Below are 18,166 nucleotides of genomic sequence, written 5' to 3' on the forward strand. Positions count from 1 at the left end.
ACCGATCCAGCCAGGAGATCCCCATGTCCCGCACCACCACCGCCGCCGCAGCCTTTGCGCTCGTCGGCGCCCTGTCCCTCTCCGCCTGCGGCGGGGGCGGCCCCGACCCCCTCGCCACCTCGTCCTCCGGCTCGGCCCAGGGCGGCGCGGGCGAGGTCGTCGTCGGGTCGGCCGACTTCTCCGAGTCCATCCTCCTGGCGCACATCTACGCAGGGGCACTCGAGGCCGACGGGGTGAACGCGACGACGAGGACGAACATCGGCTCGCGCGAGATCTACCTCAAGGCGCTCGAGGACGGGTCCGTCGACGTCATGCCCGAGTACACCGGCGCCCTGGCCGTCTACTACGACAAGACCTTCTCCGAGACCGACCCGGAAAAGGTCTACTCGGGCCTGCAGAAGGAGCTCCCGGAGGGCCTGACCGTCCTCGAGAAGTCCGCCGCGGAGGACAAGGACTCGATCGCGGTCTCGCGCAAGACCGCCGACGAGAAGAACCTGACGACGATCGACGACCTCGAGCCGGTCGCCGGCGAGCTGACCCTCGGCGCGCCGTCGGAGTTCCAGAACCGCGAGCAGGGAGTCAAGGGCCTGAAGTCGCAGTACGGCGTCGAGTTCGGGCAGTTCCGGGCGCTCAAGGGCGCTGCGCTCGTCAACGCCCTGAAGAACGGCCAGGTCCACGCCGCCAACCTCTTCTCGACCGACCCGAACATCGCGGCCAACGACTTCGTCGTCCTCGAGGACGAGAAGAACCTCTTCGGCAGCCAGAACGTCGTGCCGCTCGTGACGACGGACGTCGAGGAGCAGGTGTCCCCCTCGCTGAACAAGGTTTCGAAGGCCCTCACCACGGAGAAGCTCACGGCGATGCTCCAGAAGACGGACATCGACAAGGAGGACCCGGAGAAGGTGGCCGACGAGTTCCTCGAGGACGAGGGCATCACCAGCTGACCGTCGCCACCACCGCCCGGTGGTCGCTGCCCGGGATGCGCGGCGCGTCGAAGGACTCGCACCGCGCGTCCCGGGTGAGGACGTGGTCGATCATCAGCGGCGCCCACCGGCCGTCGACGACCGGCGACCAGGTCCCCGGCGTCCCCAGGCCCAGGGCGTCCGCGCACTCGGTCAGGCCGGTGTCGCGGACGAAGCGGCGGTAGCGGATCGTCGTCACGGGGGCGTTGAGGTCACCGAGGACGACGACCGGCCCCGACTGCTCCACCCGTGCACCGATCGCTCGGAAGCCCGTGTCCCAGAGCCGTGGGGGCTGGAACGCGGGGTTGACCAGGCGGGTGCCGATGACGCGCAGGTCGCTTCGGTCGCCGTCGATCGTCACCTCGCCCGTCGGGGTCCCGGCGCCGGTGACGGTGCGGGGGCTCACCACCCGTGCGTCGCGCGCAAGGATCACCGTCGAGGTCTCGATCGCCTCGTCGAACTCGGACCACACGACCCGCATCCGCAGGGCACGGGCGTACCCCTCGAGGGTGCCCGGCGCGACCTCGGCGAGGACGACGACGTCGGCGTCGGCCGCGACCCGGGCGAGCACGCCGGCGTCGGCCCGGCCCTGCAGCGTGTTGAGCGCGACGACGGTCGCCGTGTCGGTCGGCTCGGGCGGGGGTCCCGGGGTGGACGGCGTCGTCCCGGGGATCGCGTAGCCGACGAGCGGGAGGACCGGGATGATCACCGTCGCGAGGATCGCGGCGCGGGTCAGCCACCGGTGCCGCCCGCCGAGGAGCGCGCACACCGCCGCCACGGCCGCGAGCGGCAGCAGCAGGGTGCCGACGACGACAGCGATCCATGACGTCCCGCCGGCCCACCAGGCCAGGGGTGCCACGAGGGCGCAGAGGACGAGACCGGCAAGGGTGAGACGGTTCCACCAGCGCTGCAGCAGCGCGATCCCTGACCCGGCCATGCCGTCAGTCTTCCAGCGGGCGGGCCGGGCCCGAACGGCGCAGCCCCTCCCACGGACCGGGCGGGATGGCAGGGTGGGGCCATGGTTATCGAACGCCCCTCGACGGACACCGACGACGAGGTCGTGACGAGCGCCCGGGACGGGGTCGGCTGGATCGTCCTCAACCGGCCGCGGGCGATTAACGCCCTCACGACGGGGATGATCGAGCAGATCGACGCCGCCCTCGACCGGTGGGAGCACGACGGGTCGGTGCGGGTGATCGTCCTCGCCGGCGCGGGCGAGCGCGGTCTGTGCGCCGGCGGCGACGTCGTCGCGGTGCGGGCCGCGGGGCTCGCGGGTGACCTGGACGCCGGGCGGTTCTTCGAGCGGGAGTACGACGTCGACCTGCGGCTGGCGACCTCGTCGGTGCCCGTCGTCGCGGTGATGGACGGTGTCGTCATGGGCGGCGGGCTCGGGCTCAGCGCGTTCGCGGCGCACCGGATCGTCACCGAGCGGTCGGTGCTGGCGATGCCCGAGACGATCATCGGCTTCTTCCCCGACGTGGGCATGACCTACCTGCTCGCGCGTGCGCCCGGTGAGCTCGGCACGCACGTCGCGCTCACCGGGGCGACCTTCGGTGGAGCCGACGCGATCGCCCTGGGGCTCGCGGACGTCCTCGTCGACTCGACCGCCCTCGATGCGGAGGTCGGCGCGGCGGTCGACGCCTTCCTCGCTGGCGGGCTGCCGGAGGGTGATCGCCCGGACGCGCCGCTGCAGGAGGAGCGCGGATGGATCGACCGCTCCTACGCCGGGGACGACGTCGCCGAGATCGTCCGACGGCTCGAGGCCGCGCCTGAGCCGGGCGCTGCCGTCGCGCTCGAGGCGATCCGCGCGCGGTCGCCGCTCGCCGTGGCGGTCACGCTTGAGGCACTGCGGCAGGCGGGCCGCGCCGAGTCCCTCGCGGAGGTCTTCGACCGGGACCGGGTCGTCGCCCGCAACTCGATCGAGCACGCGGAGTTCGCCGAGGGGGTGCGCGCGCAGCTCGTCGACAAGGACCGCTCGCCGCGGTGGCGGCACGCGCGGGTCGAGGACGTCACCCGTGCCGAGGTCGAGGCCTTCTTCGCCTGAGGACGACGAAGGGCGCCCCGGGGATCTCCCCGGGGCGCCCTTCGCGTGTCAGTCGCGGGGGAGCGTCACTCCCACGACATCTTCGGCCCGTCCGGTGCGACACCGGTCGACGGCTTGGGCGCCTCGGGCTCCGCAGCCTCGGCGGCCGGCGCAGCCTCGGCGGGCTGCTCGACGTCCGCGCTCGCCTCGGCCTGCTCGGCGGGGGCCTCAAGCTCCGGGGTCGGGGTCTCCTCGACCGTCGGGGTGCCCTGCGCCTCGGCCGCGGGCTCCTCGGCCGCGGGCTCCTCGGCCGCGGGCTTCTCAGCCGCCGGCGCCGGGGTGGCCTCGGCGACCGGGGTGTCCGCAGGCTCCCACGACATGAGCTTGCCTGCGGGCGCGGTGCCGGTGGCAGCGGCCTTCGGGGCGTCCGCCTGAGAAGCCTCGGCCTCGACCGCCGCGGTGGCGGGGGCGCCCTCGGCCTTCGGCTTCTCGGCCTGGGGGGCCTCCGGCTCTTCGGCCTTCGGCTCCGCCGCGGCGGGCGCGGCCGGCGTGGCCTCGTCCTCCCAGGACATGGTCTTGCCCTTGGGCGCGGCGGCAGCGGGGGCGGCCTCGGTCTTCGGCTCCTCGGTCGTGGACTCGGTCGCAGCCGCGGCGGGCGCGGCCGGCGTGGCCTCGTCCTCCCAAGACATGGTCTTGCCCTTGGGTGCGGCGCCAGTGGGGGCGCCCTCGGCCTTCGGCTTCTCGGCCTGGGGGGCCTCCGGCTCTTCGGCCTTCGGCTCCGCCGCGGCGGGCGCGGCCGGCGTGGCCTCGTCCTCCCAGGACATGGTCTTGCCCTTGGGTGCGGCGCCAGTGGGGGCGCCCTCGGCCTTCGGCGCGGCGGCCGGTGCCGGGGCGGGCGAGGTCTGGGTGACCTCGTCCTCCCACGACATCGTCTTGCCGGCCGGGGTCCCCGTCGCCTTCGGCTCCGCCGACGTACCGATCGTCGCGTCCCCGGCCTCCGCCTCGCGGATCGCCTCGCCGGTCGCCTCGGACTCGGCAGCGCTGGGCTCCTCCGCGACCGGCTCGTCACCCGTCTGCGCGACCTCCGCCGGCTGGTCGACCGCGGTCGGGAGGTTCGTCGACTCGGCGTCGTCCGCCTCGGTCGTGCCCTCCTCCTCGACGGCCTCCTCCGAGCGACGGACCGCTGCGAGCAGCATCTGCGCGACGTCGACGACCTCGATGTCCTCGCTCGCGCCCTCCGACTGCTTGGCCGTGAGGCCGTCGGAGAGCATGACGCGGCAGAACGGGCACCCGACCGCGATGCGCTCGGCACCCGTCGCGATGGCCTCCTCGGTGCGGTTGACGTTGATCCGCGTGCCGAGCTTCTCCTCCATCCACATGCGGGCACCACCGGCGCCGCAGCAGAACGAGGTCATGCCCGAGCGGGGCATCTCGCGCAGCTCGACCCCGGGCAGCGACCCGATGAGCTCACGCGGCGGGGCGTAGACGTCGTTGTGCCGACCGAGGTAGCACGGGTCGTGGTACGTCACGGTCGGGGCGTTGGACGAGACGTCCTTGGCGCTCGACTTCTTCGGACCCTGCGGCGCAGCGACCGGCGTGAGGCGCTTCTCGCGCACGAGCCGGTTGAGCAGCTGCGTGTGGTGGACGACCTCGTACTGGCCGCCGAGCTGCGGGTACTCGTTCTTGATCGTGTTGAAGCAGTGGGCGCAGGTGACGACGATCTTCGTCGCGCCGAGCTCGTTCATCGTCTCGACGTTCTGCTGCCCGAGCATCTGGAAGAGCACCTCGTTGCCGGCGCGACGGGCGGAGTCACCCGTGCAGGTCTCGCCGTCCCCGAGGACCGCGAAGCTCACGCCTGCGGTGTCGAGGAGCTCGGCGACGGCGCGCGAGGTCTTCTTCGCGCGGTCCTCGTAGGCGCCGGCGCAGCCGACCCAGAAGAGGTAGTCGACGTCGGAGAGGTTCTCGACGTCCTTGCCCGCGACCTTGACCTCGAACGGCAGGTCCTTCGCCCAGTCCATCCGGGCCCGGGCGCCCATGCCCCACGGGTTGCCCTTGTTCTCGAGGTTCTTGAACAGCCCGCCGAGCTCGCTGGGGAACGCGCTCTCGATGAGGTTCTGGTAGCGACGCATGTCGAGGATGTGGTCGACGTGCTCGATGTCGACGGGGCACTGCTCGACGCACGCGCCGCACGTGGTGCACGACCAGAGGACGTCCTGGTCGATGACCGCGTCGGGGCCGTGGGGGTTGTAGGCCGTCAGCGGGTTGTCGAGGTCGTAGCCGGTCTCGCCGATGAGGGGCAGCTCGGCCCACGGGACAGCGGTCGTGGTGGCCGCGACGGCCGTTGCGCCCTGGCCCTCGCCGGTGCGGATCTCCATCGACGACGCCTTCCGGGCCTCGATGCCGTGCAGGCCGTCGGTCGGGGTGCCCGCCGGGTCGGCCAGCGCGACCGCGCCGAGGGAGTCGGCAGCGGCACCGCCCTTGACGGCCTGCAGGTACGGCGCCTTCGCAGCCGCGTGGTCACGCAGCGTCATCATGAGCAGCTTCGGCGAGAGCGGCTTGTCCGTGTTCCACGCCGGGCACTGGCTCTGGCAGCGACCACACTCGGTGCAGGTGGTGAAGTCGAGCAGGCCCTTCCACGTGAAGTCCTCGACCTTGCCGACGCCGAGGGTCGTCTCCTCGTCCATCTCCTCCATGGCCTCCATGGAGAAGGGCTTGCCGTCGATCGTCATCGGCTTGGCGGCACCGAGGGCGGTGCTGCCGTCGGCCTCGCGCTTGAACCAGATGTTCGGGAAGGCGAGGAAGCGGTGCCAGGCGACACCCATCGTCGGCTGCAGGGAGATCGTGATCATCCACGCGAAGGAGATGAGGATCTTGATCATCGCGACGAGGTAGACGACCTGCGCGAGCGCCGGGAGCGACAGCCCGCTCCACATGCCGGCCAGCCACCCCGTCAGCGGGAAGTGCAGCGCGAGGCTCGACTCCGGCTCGAGGCGCTGGACCATCGCGGCCTCGAGCGTGCGGAGCAGGAGGATGCAGATCGTGACGCCGAGGATCGTCAGCTCGACGTAGTAGGCCTGCCAGAAGGTCGAGCCGAAGAACCGCGAGCGGCGGCCCTGCTCACCCTCGGCTCCGCGGGGGTGCGCCTTCTGGCGGACGACCATGAGCACGACGATGCCGATGAGGCCGGTCCACGCGAAGAGCTCGATGAGCCACTCGAACGGCGGGAAGTGCCCGATGATCGGCAGGCGGTAGTCCGGCCGGACGAGCTGGAAGAACGCGTTGACGAGCGTCGCGAAGAGGATGAGGAAGCTCAGCGACGTGAACCAGTGGGCCACGGCGACGGCCGGCAGGCGCGACATCCGGGTGTGGCCGAGGAACTCCTTGATCAGGACCCACGTGCGCGCGCCAGGGCGGTCGGTGCGCGGTTCGGGGCGGCCCAGCCGGTAGTGCTTGACGAAGCGCGCGACCTGGCGGAACAGCAGCGCCCACCCGATGAGGGGGATGACGAAGCACACGACGAGCGCGAGGATCTGCAGCGGCGTGACTTCGCCGAACGTCTCGGGGTCGGGCTTCGGCCACCACGGCATGGTGTCCGACGCGAGGACGCTGAGGGGCAGCGCAAGGGCGGGGGCTGTCATGGGGCGGATCCTACTGCCGCGTAAGCGACCGCTCACCGTCTCGGGGGCGTCATCGTCGTCACGTTCGCCCGGGCGGGGTCCCGGGGACGCATAACATCGTGTTGGAATATCCATAACGAACATGGCATTGACCCTGCCGAGGACCCCATCTCCCACGAAAGGCGCCCAGCATGCCCATCCACGACGACGTCACGAAGCTTGTCGGCGGTACCCCGCTCGTCCGCATCAACCGGATCATCGAGTCGGACGCCACCGTCGCGGCCAAGCTCGAGTTCTACAACCCGGCGAGCTCGGTCAAGGACCGGATCGGTGTGGCGATCGTCGACGCGGCCGAGCGTTCGGGCGAGCTGAAGCCGGGCGGGACGATCGTCGAGGCGACGTCGGGCAACACGGGCATCGCGCTGGCGATGGTCGGCGCGGCCCGCGGCTACAAGGTCGTCCTCGCGATGCCGGAGACGATGAGCAAGGAGCGCCGGGCGCTGCTCGCCGGCTTCGGCGCGGAGCTCGTCCTCACCGAGGGTCCCAAGGGCATGAAGGGCGCGGTCGAGAAGGCCGACGAGATCGTCGCCGAGCGCGAGGGCGCGATCCTCGCCCGCCAGTTCTTCAACCCGGCCAACCCCGAGGTGCACCGCGCGACGACCGCCGAGGAGATCTGGGCGGACACCGACGGCGCGGTCGACATCGTCGTCTCGGGCATCGGCACGGGCGGCACGATCACGGGTGTCGGGCAGGTCCTCAAGGAGCGCAAGCCGGGCGTGCAGATGATCGCGGTCGAGCCGGTCGAGTCGCCCATCCTCAACGGCGGCCAGCCGGGCCCGCACAAGATCCAGGGCATCGGCGCGAACTTCGTCCCCGAGATCCTCGACACCGAGATCTACGACGAGGTCATCGACGTCGACGCCGCGACCTCCGTCGAGTGGGCCCGCAAGGCCGCCACGCAGGAGGGTCTGCTCGTCGGGCTGTCCTCCGGCGCGGCCCTCGCCGCGGCCGACCAGGTCGCCCGCCGCCCCGAGAACGCGGGCAAGACGATCGTCGTCATCATCCCCAGCTTCGGCGAGCGCTACCTCTCGACGATCCTCTTCGAGGGTCTCGTCGACTGATGACCGCCACGCTCGATCGCACCGTCGCCGACCCCACGTCGGCGACGGTGCCGTCGTCGTCCGAGCCCGCCGCTGCGGCCGACGACCTCTCGTGGTGGGCGCAGATCCGTGAGGACATCGCAGCCGCGCGCAGGCGCGACCCGGCGGCGACGTCGGCCGCGGTGACCGTCGTGTCGTCAGCCGGTCTGCATGCGATCTGGCTCCACCGGCTCGCGCACGCCCAGTGGCGTCGCGGTGGATGGCGGAAGATGCTCGCGCGGGTCATCGCGTACCTGTCGCGGGCGTGGACCGGGGTGGAGATCCACCCGGCGGCGCAGATCGGACGGCGGTTCTTCATCGATCACGGGATGGGCGTCGTCATCGGTGAGACCGCGGTCGTCGGCGACGACTGCATGCTCTACCACGGGGTGACGCTCGGCGGGACGGCGAACGCCCGGGTGAAGCGCCACCCGACGCTCGAGGACGGGGTGCTCGTCGGATCTGGCGCGAAGATCCTCGGGCCGGTGACGCTCGGCGCGGGGTCGAAGGTCGGTGCGAACGCGGTCGTCCTCCATGACGTGCCTCCGGGAGCGGTCGCCACCGGCGTGCCGGCGACGATCCACCCCCCCCGCCACCAGCGCCCCGCCGAGGTCCTCTACGCCGACCCGGCCCTCTTCATCTGACCCCTCCCCCTCTTCACCCCCTCTCCCCTCCTTTGCAACTGCGCGCGCAATTGACATCCGCGCGCCATGCATCGCGCGCAGATGTCATCGATGGCGCGCAGATTCGTACGACCGAGGCCCGACGACCGACGCCCGCGGGCCCAGGCCGGACCGGGGTGTGAGGTCACCGCGCAGGCGGTCGGTTGCTGCACCCGCTGCGTGACCGGTGACCGCCGACGCACCACGCGGCGCTCAGAGATCGAGTTCAGAAATCTGCGCGTCACATGGGGCAGACGCGCGTGACATATCGCACGCAGATGTCAATTGCGCGCGCAAATGCAGGAAGGGTGGGGGAGGGGCCGGTCAGGCGTTGATGTTGCCCGGGCCCTGGGCCTCGTTGTTGCTGGACTGGACGTGGATCTCGTTCGGCTCGAGGTTCGTCGCGGGCTCGGTGGCCCAGACCTCGTCGGGCGTCGAGCCGCCGGTGGCCTTGCCCGCGGCCGCCGCGACCGTGCTGCCCGCGGCCGACGCGGCGCCGCTCAGGGCGCTCTTGGCGGCCGGGGCGGCCTTCGTCTTCGCGGCGACCTTCGCGTCCTCGACCTTCGACTGGACGGCTGGCGAACCCCAGGCGCGGCCCGCGAGCTTCTGGATCTGGGCGTAGCGCTCCTTGCCCGCACGGGCACCCAGGACGTAACCGGCGGCGGCGCCGAGGACGAACGAGAACTTGGCCATGGTGATCCCTCCACTGCTGGGTGGTTGCGGTCCGCGGCCACCCTAACGCGGATACCGTGGGACGCCGTCCGCCCTCCGGCGGGCAGGGCGGGTTCGCATAGTGGCCGAGTGCAGTCGCCTTGAAAGCGACCAGGGGGAGACCCCTCGTGGGTTCAAATCCCACACCCGCCGCGCGGCCGCGACCCCGGTCCGAGCGCGATGCTCGGACCGGGGCCGCGTCGGCCGGGACCTGGACTCAGCCGGTGAACTTCGTCGTCAGGCGGTTGAAGACCGTCTCGCCCGTCGCGTCCTTGACCCCGTCGTTGTCCGTGACGACGTAGACCGTCCCGTCGGGCTGGACCGCGACGCCCTCGAGCTTCTCCTGCGTCCAGCCTTTGTCGGCACGCAGGCGCCAGATGAGGTCGGCGGCGAGCGTCTTGTCGACCACCGTCAGCGGCGACGCCGTGTCCTCGGCGGTCGGAACCGTCGTCGGCAGCTGCACCGAGTAGATGCGCTTGACCGTCGCACGCGGGCCGTTCAGCTTGTCCCGCTCGACGACGACGAACTTCCCGCCCGCGACGTGGCTGACCTCGGACAGGCCCATCCAGTCACCCTCGGTCGTCGTCGACTCCAGGCGGTAGCCGAACCAGCGCCACGCCTTGTTCGCGACCGAGTACTGCCCGATCCGCACGACGCCCGCGCCATCGGTCTCACCCGTCGCGTTCTTCGGGTCCGAGAAGAGCGGACGCTGGAGGACGACGGTGAGCACCTCGTCCGCGCCGGACCCGGTCGAGTCGACGCCCTCCAGGCCCCACTTGCCGACCTGCGCGGCGACGTCCGCCGGCAGGGTGACCCGCTCCTCGACCTCGCCCGCGGCGTTCGTGCGGACCAGCGTGTTCTTCGCACCGGTGGTGCCCTCGGAGGCCAGCCAGAAGCCGCCGTCCTGACGGGTGGCGATCCCCTCGATGTCGAGGCCGGTCGCCGGGGCGCCGCCCTCGGTCACCGTCGTCACGCCGGTGATCGTCGCGGGCTTGGTCGTCACGTCGACGTCGTAGATCCGGCCGGTCGCGCACGCCGAGTCGCTCGCGGCGTAGAGGTGCCCGGGCTTGCCCGCGTCCTCGGTCAGCGCGCCGAGAGCGCCCCAGCCGATCGGCGCGCCGTTCTCGTCGTCCTTCGAGACGATCGAGGGGAAGCCGTTGGCCGTCGACGACATCCGGAACAGGTTGACGCTCGAGCGCACCCCGGCATCCGCGTCGTCGACCTCCGAGGACACGGCGAGCATCTTGCGGCCGGGGATGGGGAGGATCCCCTCGGGGCCGTTCGTCGTCGCGAGGATCTGCTGGAAGACCGGCTTGGTCGGGTTGTCGAGGAGGTACACGGCGACGAAGTTGCTGCGCTCGGAGCCGACGAAGGCGTAGCGGTGGCCGCCGATCGTCGCGACCGAGACGCCCTCCGGCTCCGTGCCCTTCTTCCCGGCGCGGTCCTCGTTGTGCAGGCCGTGGCGCGCCGCGAGGTGCTCGAACGAGCTTCCCGCGTCCCAGACCACCTCACCGGTCGTGCTGTCGAAGATGCTCCAGCCGCGGGTCCCGCCCTTCCAGTCGCCCTCGTTCGCGGTGGCGAGGTAGCGGTCGTCGATCCAGGCGAGGGCGTCGGGCTCGCGCGGCAGGTCGATGCCGCCGGTGAACGAGAACTTCCCGTCCTTGGCCGTGTCGATGCCGGTGACCTTCGCGTTACCCACGCTGAAGACCTTCGTGATCTTCCGCGTCGCGAGGTCGATGAGGACCACGCCGTTGTTCTCCTGGAGCGTCACGGCGAGCTGGTTGCGGCCGTTGATGCTCACGTACTCCGGCTCGGGGTCGCGCGGGGTGTCGAGGCCGGCCTCGGACAGCGACGCCAGCGCAGCACCGCTGTAGGCCGTGAGGCGCACGTCGTTCTTCGCCCAGCGCCACGGGCTCCGCGCGAGGTCGAGGACCGCGATGCGTCCGGCGGGGTACTGCGGCAGGCCCCCCTTCGTGCCGTACGCCGGGGTGACGGACTCGTCGCGCTCGTTCTCGATCGCGATCGCCGCGTACGCCCCGTCCTTGCTCACGGCGATCGAGTCGGGCTGCCCGCCGAGCTGGAACGTCCGCACCCGCGTGCGGTCCGAGAGCCGGTAGACGATCGCACGGCCGCTGGGGTCGGTGTACGAGGCGCTCGTGTCGACGACGACGACGAGGTACCCGCCGATGATGCTCACCGACGTCGGCTCGGCGTTCTCGATCGCGGAGAGGTCGATGCTGCCCAGGCCCTTCGGGGCGGCCGGGTTCGAGATGTCGAGGATCCCGACCCGCTTGCCGGCGGCGTCGGTGTAGGCGAGCGTCTTGCCGTCCGGGCTCACCGACGAGATCTCGGCGACCGTCTCGGCCGCGGGGTCCACCCCGGCCGGGAGGTTCTGGTGCACGGGGTAGGTCGACGTGCGCTTGAACGGGACGACGGGCGTCGTCGCGGTCGTCGCCGCGCGCACCCCGCCGGTGGGGGCGCTGGCCGAGGCGCTCGTCGCGACGAGGCCGCCGCCGAGGGCGAGGGTGAGTGCCGCGGTGAGCGCGGCGGGGCGGGACAGGCGGGCCATGGTGGTCCTTCCGGTGGGCGGGTTCGGCGAACGGTAAGGGCGTCAGGTGTGGCGGGTGGCTTCCCCCGGATGAACGAGGGGCGACGACCCGTTGAACGGCGACGAACGGTCCCCGACCAGCCGCCCGTCGGTATCGTCGGCGCGGTGAGCCCCCTCCCCGTCGTCGCGGTCCTCAACGGCCCGAACCTCAATCTCCTCGGCGAGCGCGAGCCGGACGTCTACGGCTCGGCGACCCTCGAGGACGTCCGCGAGCGGTGCGAGGTCGTAGCGAGCGCGCACGGCTTCGCCCTCGACTTCCGGCAGACGAACCACGAGGGCGTGCTCATCGACGCCATCCACGAGCTGGGCGCCTCCGCGGCGGGGCTCGTCGTCAACGCGGCCGGATGGACCCACACGTCGGTCGCGATCCGGGACGCGCTCGCCAACGTCGTCGCACCGGTCGTGGAGGTGCACATCTCCGACATCCACGCGCGCGAGGAGTTCCGGCGGTTCTCGTACATCACGGACGTCGCGGCCCACGTCATCGTCGGGCGCGGCACCGACGGCTACCTCGAGGCGATCGACTGGCTCGCCGCTCGGCGCGGTTGACACCGGTGCTGGGCACCCCGCTCGTCCTGCGCGGTCAGCGGTTCGACCGGTCGCGTCCGGCGGTCATGGCGATCGTCAACCGCACGCCTGACTCCTTCCACCCCGGCAACCGGTACAGCGACGTGCAGGAGGCGCTCGCGGCCGTCGACCGTGCGGTCGAGGAGGGCGCGGACATCGTCGACGTCGGGGGTGTGCGGGCCGGGCAGGAGGGCGCGGCGGTCTCGGCGGAGGAGGAGGTCGAGCGCGTCGTGCCCTTCCTCGAGCAGGTCCGCGCCGCACACCCCGACCTCGTGCTCAGCCTCGACACGTGGCGCAGCGAGGTGGCGCTCGCCGCGCGGGACGCGGGTCTCGACCTCGTCAACGACACGTGGGCCGGGCACGACCCCCGGCTGCTCGACGTCGCGGCGGAGCTCGGCGCCGGGTACGTCGTCTCGCACACCGGCGGGCTCCCGCCGCGCACCGACCCGGTGGCCGTCACCTACCCGCCGGAGCCGGACGGCGTGGTCGACGACGTCGTCCGCACCCTGCGGGCCGGGGCCGAGCGGGCGCTCGCCGCGGGCATCCCGGCCGAGGCGGTGCTCCTGGACCCGACCCTCGACTTCGGCAAGACGACCCGGCACTCCCTCACCCTGCTCGCCCGCACCGCTGACCTCGTCGGGCTCGGTCACCCCGTCATGCAGGCGATCTCGCGCAAGGACGTCGTCGGGGAGACCCTCGGGCTGCCCGTCGAGGAGCGCCTCGCTGGTTCCCTCGCGGCCACCGCCGTCGCCGCGCACCTGGGCGCCGTCTGCTTCCGGACCCACGACGTCCGTCAGACCCGTCGCGCGCTCGACATGGTCGCCTCGATCAGCGGGGGCAGGCCGCCCGTGGCAACGCGACGTGGCCGTCAGGGAAACGCCCGCTGAACAGGGTTGATCCACGGAAGTCCGCGACGGTCCGACCAGCCGGAGGGGCCCGGTTCTCTGCTAGCGTCGCCCGCGGTTGCAGCAGCAGTTCCTGGCAGTACGAGGCCCCGGTCCCCGGGGTCGAGGACGAGTCCCGCAGGGGCCCGTGCTTGGGGTGGCGATGCATCCACCGGGGCCCGCGAGGTGCGGGCACCACCTGCCGATCAGAAGAAGGATTCACCCCATGGCACAGGGCACCGTTAAGTGGTTCAACGCTGAGAAGGGCTTCGGCTTCATCGCCCAGGACGGCGGCGGCCCCGACGTCTTCGTCCACTACTCGGCGATCGACTCGACCGGCTACCGCAGCCTGGACGAGGCGCAGCGCGTGGAGTTCGAGGTCACGCAGGGTCCGAAGGGCCCGCAGGCTGACCACGTCCGCCCGGTCTGAGTCACTGCTGCGGGGTGACCCGCTGACTCTCCACGAGGGCCCCACCCGGATCGCCGGGTGGGGCCCTCGTGCTCGTCGTCGACGACGGCGGCCCGCCTACACTGGCGGATCGGCCTCGCGCCCGGGCGAGGCGACGGACGACGGGTGGTGCGCGCATGGACGAGGCCACGTCGACCGGGAGCGCGACCCCGACCCAGCGGCCCCGGCGGCGCTGGGCGCGCCAGCTGGCGTGGGTGGTCTGCATCGCCCTCGTCCTCAGCAGCGCCGTCGGGGTCGTCTACGTGCGGCTCGCGAGCAACATCCACCGGCTCGACATCTCTGCGCTCCTGGGTGAGGACCGTCCGGCGCGGGCGCAGGGGCCCCTCAACGTCCTCGTCATGGGCTCGGACACCCGCACGGGGATCGGCACGACGAAGTTCGGCACGGACACGGTCGAGGGCGGGGCGCACTCCGACACGAACCTGCTCGTGCACCTGTCCGCCGACCGGCAGCGGGCCGTCGTCGTCTCGATCCCTCGGGACTCCATGACCCGGGCGCCGAGGGACTGCACCGATCCGCGCTCGAGGGCGCAGGACGGCCCGGTCCGGCAGTGGAACCGGAACTTCACCCTCGGGGGCCCCGCGTGCACCATCCGCACGCTCGAGGCCGCGACGGGGGTCTTCGTCGACCACTTCGTCGTCGTCGACTTCCGGGGGTTCGCCGACATGGTCGACGCGCTCGGTGGGGTGGACGTGTGCACCCCCGTCCCGATCAGGGACGAGGACTCCGCGCTCGACCTGCCCGCGGGACGGCACCACCTCGACGGCGAGCAGGCGCTGGGGTACGTGCGCGTCCGCAAGACCCTGGGCGACGGCTCGGACCTCGGGCGGATCGAGCGGCAGCAGGCCTTCCTCAGCTCCGTGGCGCAGGAGGCGACGTCCTCGCGGCTGCTCGCCCGACCGGACCGGCTCTACCGGTTCCTCGACGCGGCCACCCGGTCGATGACGACCGACCCCGGGCTGTCCGTCGGCGGCATGCAGGACATCGCCGCAAGCCTGCAGGACCTGGGCGTGGAGAACATCGAGCTCGTCACCGTCCCGACCCGCCCGTACCCCCGCGACCCCAACCGGGTCGAGTGGGCACCGGCGGCGACGGGGCTCTGGGCCGCCATCCGCGAGGACCGTGAGCTGCCGGGGACGAGGGCGCCCCAGCGATCCCGGAGCACCCGGGGCGAGGGCCCGAGCACCCGGGGCGAGGGTTCGATCCCTCGCCGCACGGCGGCCGGCAGCATCTGCGCCGGCTGACCCGCGCCGCCCGTCGCCCGCGCCGCGGGGCCGGACCCGCTTTGGCAGGGGTCCGACGGTGCGGCTACCCTGTCCGGGTTGTCTGGAGGCGTCGCCTAGTCCGGTCTATGGCGCCGCACTGCTAATGCGGTTTGGGGCTTAAACCCCATCGAGGGTTCAAATCCCTCCGCCTCCGCCACACCACCGAGGGCCGAACCCGTCGCGGGTTCGGCCCTCGTCGTGTCTCCCGCAGTGGGAGGACCGGCGTCGGTCAGTTCTTGATCCAGCCGAAGCGGACGATCGTCAGCTCCGCCGAGGCGCCCTTGGCGACGTTGGCGAAGACCTCCACGGTGTCGGCCTCGACGGCCGAGCCCGTCGTCGGGCTCTGCTTGAAGTACATGCCCTTGACGCCGTCCTTGAGCAGGAAGGTCGGCTTGGCCGACTTCGGCATCCGCGCGCTCGGCTCCCAGCGCCAGCGGGCCACCCGCTCGCCGTCCTTGCGGAACTCGACGTACACAGACTCCAGCACCGAGAAGTCGGGGCTGTCGAGCTGGATGCGCACGCCCATCGTGCGACCGTCGCCGGGGGCGGCGAAGGCCACACCCATGTACTGGCTGCCGGTGAGGCCGCCACCCTTCGGCGTCCCGGCGATCGTCAGCCCGGCAGCGTTGCGGACGTAGGACCCCGCGGTGATCGACTGGCCGCTGTCGCCGCGGGTGACGTTCATGCGCTTCGTCCACGCCGAGTCGGCGGTCGGGAGGTCGGTCGGGCTCACGTTGACGATCTCGACGGCGCGCGTGGGGTCCGGCTCGATGTGGGCGGTGTGGTCCCGGGCGGCGGACGCCGCAGCGCGGGCGCGCGGCGAGGGCTCCGGCGAGCGGGACGCGAGGATGAAGACCCACGTGTTGTCGACGACCTCGACGTAGTGGGGGATGAGGCCCGCGTCCCGCGTCATCGCCCGGATGCGGTCGACGCCGAACATCGCGGTGTGGCCCCAGACGCCCTCGAGGCGGCCGAGCAGCGGGACGGAGTAGAGCAGGTCGGCGCCGTCGGGCAGCGCGTCCGCCAGCGTCTTCACCGCTGCGGCCGGGTCGGGCACGTGCTCGATGACCTCGCAGCACATGAGGAGGGTCGCGCCCATCTCCTCGACCTCGTCCCGGGTGACCTCGTACAGGTCGCCCACCTCGACGTTCGCGCGGTCGCCGAAGCCGTTGAGCTCGAGCATCTCGCGCGTCGCGACGACGTTGCCCTCGACGAGGTCGACGCCCTTGTACGCGCCCAGGTCCGCCCCGCGCATGAGCATCGTCGCCAGGAACCCGCGGCCGATGCCGATCTCGAAGAGGCGCTCGCCGGGCGTGAAGTAGTCGAGGGTGCGGCGGTAGCGCGTGACGTTCGCCGGCGACTCGTACATCGCGCGGTGGGTCGGGCCCAGGTGCTTGCCGGACGTCGGCGGCTCGTACCAGTCGGCCGCCAGCTGGCGCTCGGACTCGATCCGGAGGGCGTCCGCCTTGGCCGAGGGGCCGTTCCCGATCTGCTCGAGCAGGTGGGCGTGCTCCCAGCCCCTGGCGACGAGGGCGGCCTCGAGGGGGTCGCTCGGCTGCAGAGGGGTGGTGGTGTCCTGGGTCATCCGGTCATGTCCTTGTCGGTGTCGATCGTGCGGGTCGTCGAGCGCGTTCCAGCCATCCTCGCAGAGGGCCGGTCAGATCACCGGAGTGTTCCGTCGGCGTTCCTCGTCCAGGAGGGCCCGGCGGGCGGCCCGGGTGGTCGGCGGCTCGTCGGGGCGCATCCGGGAGCGCCCGCCTCGGGCCGTGACCGCCAGTCCGAGCATGATCCAGAAGGCGATGGCGATGCGGACGGCGTTCGCCGGGTCGTCCAGGAGCGAGACCGTGAGGAAGCCGACGAGGCCGGCCCCGATCGCGCCGGCCTCGAGCGAGCGGCGCTGCGCGGCCCGCGCGACCGTCAGGAGCGCGACGAAGGTGATGAGGCCCATCGCCAGGAACCCGAGCGGGCCGGTCTCGAGCAGCCAGTTGAGCCAGAGGTTGTGGGCGTGCTGGAACTTGAGCGAGTCGTCGAGCCGAGCCTGCAGGGCGGCGCCGCCGTGTCCCATCCCGACCCCGAGCGGGTGCCCGAGCGCGATGTCGACCGCGGCCCGGTAGACCCGGCCGCGCACACCGAGGCTCGCCCCCGACACGGCGAGGCCGACGAGCGCGACGAACCCCAGGGCGAAGGTCCCGACGAGCACCGTGACGATCGCGCGCCAGTTCGCGCGCCGCAGGGCGAACCACGCGAGCAGGCCGAGCACGGCGGCGACGTACGCGGCGCGGGAGAAGGTGAGCAGGAGTGCGATGTATCCGGCGGCGACGATGGCCAGCGAGACGACCTTGGGGGCGTGGTCGACCTGCGAGAGGGCGGCGGCCGCCGCGAGCGGGAGGAACAGCAGGAGGAACGCCGCGAGGAGGTTCGGGTTCGTCATCGTGCCGATGACCCGGATCATCGCGTCGGGGTTCGTGCACGCGTCGGAACGGCCGTCGAGCGAGGCGCGGCAGAAGCCGGTCGGCTTGTCGTTGGCGAACTGGCTCAGGGCCGTGAGCGCGGCGGCGGACACGACGACGAGCGCGAGGATCCGCAGGGCGTTCCAGCTGTCCGGGAGGCCGCGGCGGATGCCGACGGTGAGGTAGAAGATCGCGACGACCGTGATGAGCCCGCGCCAGCTGGACCAGCCGACGCCGGTCCACGCGCACGTGATCGTCGCGGCGACGACGAGCAGGAGCACCGGGATGTCCAGGGGCGTGCGCCATCGGCTGGGCCGCAGACCGGCGACGATGAGGGCGATGAGGCCGAGGGCCGTGATGACGCGGATCGGGGTGATGAACAGGAAGATCGGGTCGTCGGGCAGGACGTCGACCGTGGCCTCGAGGAGGGCGGCGACGAGGGCCAGGAGCGCGACCGCGGTGGCCGCTCCGGGGACGAGCCCGGGGTCTGGCAGGTTGCTCCGTCGTGTCTCGACGCTCGTCGCCACGACATGACCCCTTTCCCGCCGACGTCCCAGGGCCACTCCATGACCCGTCTGTTCCCGGCGAGCGTATCGGCCGGGTGTGGGCGCGGCACGTCACCCCGTCGGGCGGCCCGGATGGCCTGCGGCGGGGCGCCGATCCCACGCCGCCCGCGCGGGCAGCGGCGGGCCAGGCGGGCGACCGCCGTGGCGGCGCCGGCGGTGCCGAGGCTGCCGACGAGCATCGTCAGGCAGCCGATCGGCAGGCAGCACCCGCCGACCGTGACCCGGGTGCCGCCGCGCGTGCGG

The 18,166-nt window shown here is 72.2% G+C and carries 14 protein-coding genes and 2 tRNA genes; 10 read left to right on the top strand and 6 right to left on the bottom strand.

All coding sequences use genetic code 11. From position 1 onward, the window contains the following. Nucleotides 1-23 precede the first annotated feature (23 nt). The gene (locus tag DAA34_RS04075; RefSeq protein WP_106817731.1) at nt 24-944 is read left to right on the top strand and encodes an ABC transporter substrate-binding protein; all 921 of its coding nucleotides are present in this window, start codon (nt 24-26) and stop codon (nt 942-944) included. Here DAA34_RS04075 and DAA34_RS04080 read toward each other — a convergent pair. Beyond that, nucleotides 934-1,899: an endonuclease/exonuclease/phosphatase family protein gene (locus tag DAA34_RS04080; RefSeq protein WP_106817732.1), complete on the bottom strand. Its 966-nt coding sequence runs from the start codon at nt 1,897-1,899 to the stop codon at nt 934-936. The two genes, DAA34_RS04075 and DAA34_RS04080, sit on opposite strands and share 11 nt — an antisense overlap. Nucleotides 1,900-1,980: 81 nt before the next feature. On the opposite strand from DAA34_RS04080, the gene DAA34_RS04085 reads away from it, so the two are divergent. Next, nucleotides 1,981-3,006 (top strand): enoyl-CoA hydratase/isomerase family protein, encoded by a 1,026-nt coding sequence (locus tag DAA34_RS04085; RefSeq protein WP_106817733.1) that lies wholly within the window; start codon nt 1,981-1,983, stop codon nt 3,004-3,006. Nucleotides 3,007-3,071: 65 nt separating this feature from the next. On the opposite strand, the gene DAA34_RS04090 is transcribed toward DAA34_RS04085, so the two are convergent. After that, nucleotides 3,072-6,623: a (Fe-S)-binding protein gene (locus DAA34_RS04090; RefSeq protein WP_456077577.1), complete on the bottom strand. Its 3,552-nt coding sequence runs from the start codon at nt 6,621-6,623 to the stop codon at nt 3,072-3,074. 170 nt (nt 6,624-6,793) lie between these two features. On the opposite strand from DAA34_RS04090, the gene cysK reads away from it, so the two are divergent. Together cysK and epsC are read left to right on the top strand one after the other, a co-directional pair. Beyond that, nucleotides 6,794-7,723: a cysteine synthase A gene (gene cysK, locus DAA34_RS04095; protein WP_106817734.1), complete on the top strand. Its 930-nt coding sequence runs from the start codon at nt 6,794-6,796 to the stop codon at nt 7,721-7,723. Continuing rightward, entirely contained in the window at nt 7,723-8,385 is a 663-nt protein-coding gene (gene epsC / locus DAA34_RS04100; RefSeq protein ID WP_106817735.1) for a serine O-acetyltransferase EpsC, read from the top strand. Before cysK ends, epsC begins: the two co-directional genes overlap by 1 nt. Before the next feature lie 342 nt (nt 8,386-8,727). On the opposite strand, the gene DAA34_RS12255 is transcribed toward epsC, so the two are convergent. Continuing rightward, complete coding sequence (locus tag DAA34_RS12255) at nt 8,728-9,096, bottom strand: protoporphyrinogen oxidase (RefSeq protein ID WP_199847416.1); 369 nt, start codon at nt 9,094-9,096, stop codon at nt 8,728-8,730. Between the two features lie 86 nt (nt 9,097-9,182). Between DAA34_RS12255 and DAA34_RS04110 the strand changes: the two genes are divergently transcribed. After that, a tRNA-Ser gene (locus DAA34_RS04110) sits at nt 9,183-9,267 on the top strand. 64 nt (nt 9,268-9,331) lie between these two features. On the opposite strand, the gene DAA34_RS04115 is transcribed toward DAA34_RS04110, so the two are convergent. After that, a complete protein-coding gene (locus DAA34_RS04115) occupies nt 9,332-11,683 on the bottom strand; it encodes an esterase-like activity of phytase family protein (RefSeq protein WP_106817736.1) in 2,352 nt (783 codons plus the stop codon). A gap of 144 nt (nt 11,684-11,827) precedes the next feature. Between DAA34_RS04115 and aroQ the strand changes: the two genes are divergently transcribed. The 5 genes from aroQ to DAA34_RS04140 all read left to right on the top strand — a co-directional run bounded on the left by aroQ (nt 11,828) and on the right by DAA34_RS04140 (nt 15,064). Then, nucleotides 11,828-12,271 carry a type II 3-dehydroquinate dehydratase gene (gene aroQ, locus DAA34_RS04120; protein WP_106817737.1) on the top strand — a complete coding sequence of 148 codons (444 nt, stop codon included), beginning with the start codon at nt 11,828-11,830 and terminating at the stop codon, nt 12,269-12,271. Nucleotides 12,272-12,276: 5 nt separating this feature from the next. Then, nucleotides 12,277-13,176 (top strand): dihydropteroate synthase, encoded by a 900-nt coding sequence (folP, locus tag DAA34_RS04125; protein WP_407657000.1) that lies wholly within the window; start codon nt 12,277-12,279, stop codon nt 13,174-13,176. A gap of 223 nt (nt 13,177-13,399) precedes the next feature. Next, on the top strand, nt 13,400-13,603 hold the full coding sequence (locus DAA34_RS04130; protein ID WP_106817738.1) for a cold-shock protein: 204 nt from the start codon (nt 13,400-13,402) through the stop codon (nt 13,601-13,603). 155 nt (nt 13,604-13,758) lie between these two features. After that, complete coding sequence (locus DAA34_RS04135; protein WP_106817739.1) at nt 13,759-14,886, top strand: LCP family protein; 1,128 nt, start codon at nt 13,759-13,761, stop codon at nt 14,884-14,886. Between the two features lie 84 nt (nt 14,887-14,970). Beyond that, nucleotides 14,971-15,064 (top strand) — tRNA-Ser (locus tag DAA34_RS04140). 72 nt (nt 15,065-15,136) lie between these two features. Here DAA34_RS04140 and DAA34_RS04145 read toward each other — a convergent pair. Together DAA34_RS04145 and DAA34_RS04150 are read right to left on the bottom strand one after the other, a co-directional pair. Next, entirely contained in the window at nt 15,137-16,492 is a 1,356-nt protein-coding gene (locus tag DAA34_RS04145) for a class I SAM-dependent methyltransferase (protein ID WP_106817740.1), read from the bottom strand. 72 nt (nt 16,493-16,564) lie between these two features. Next, nucleotides 16,565-17,884 carry an O-antigen ligase family protein gene (locus tag DAA34_RS04150; RefSeq protein WP_106817741.1) on the bottom strand — a complete coding sequence of 440 codons (1,320 nt, stop codon included), beginning with the start codon at nt 17,882-17,884 and terminating at the stop codon, nt 16,565-16,567. Nucleotides 17,885-18,166 lie beyond the last annotated feature (282 nt).

The sequence above is a fragment of the Janibacter massiliensis genome (assembly GCF_900289115.1).
GTDB lineage: Bacteria > Actinomycetota > Actinomycetes > Actinomycetales > Dermatophilaceae > Janibacter_A > Janibacter_A massiliensis.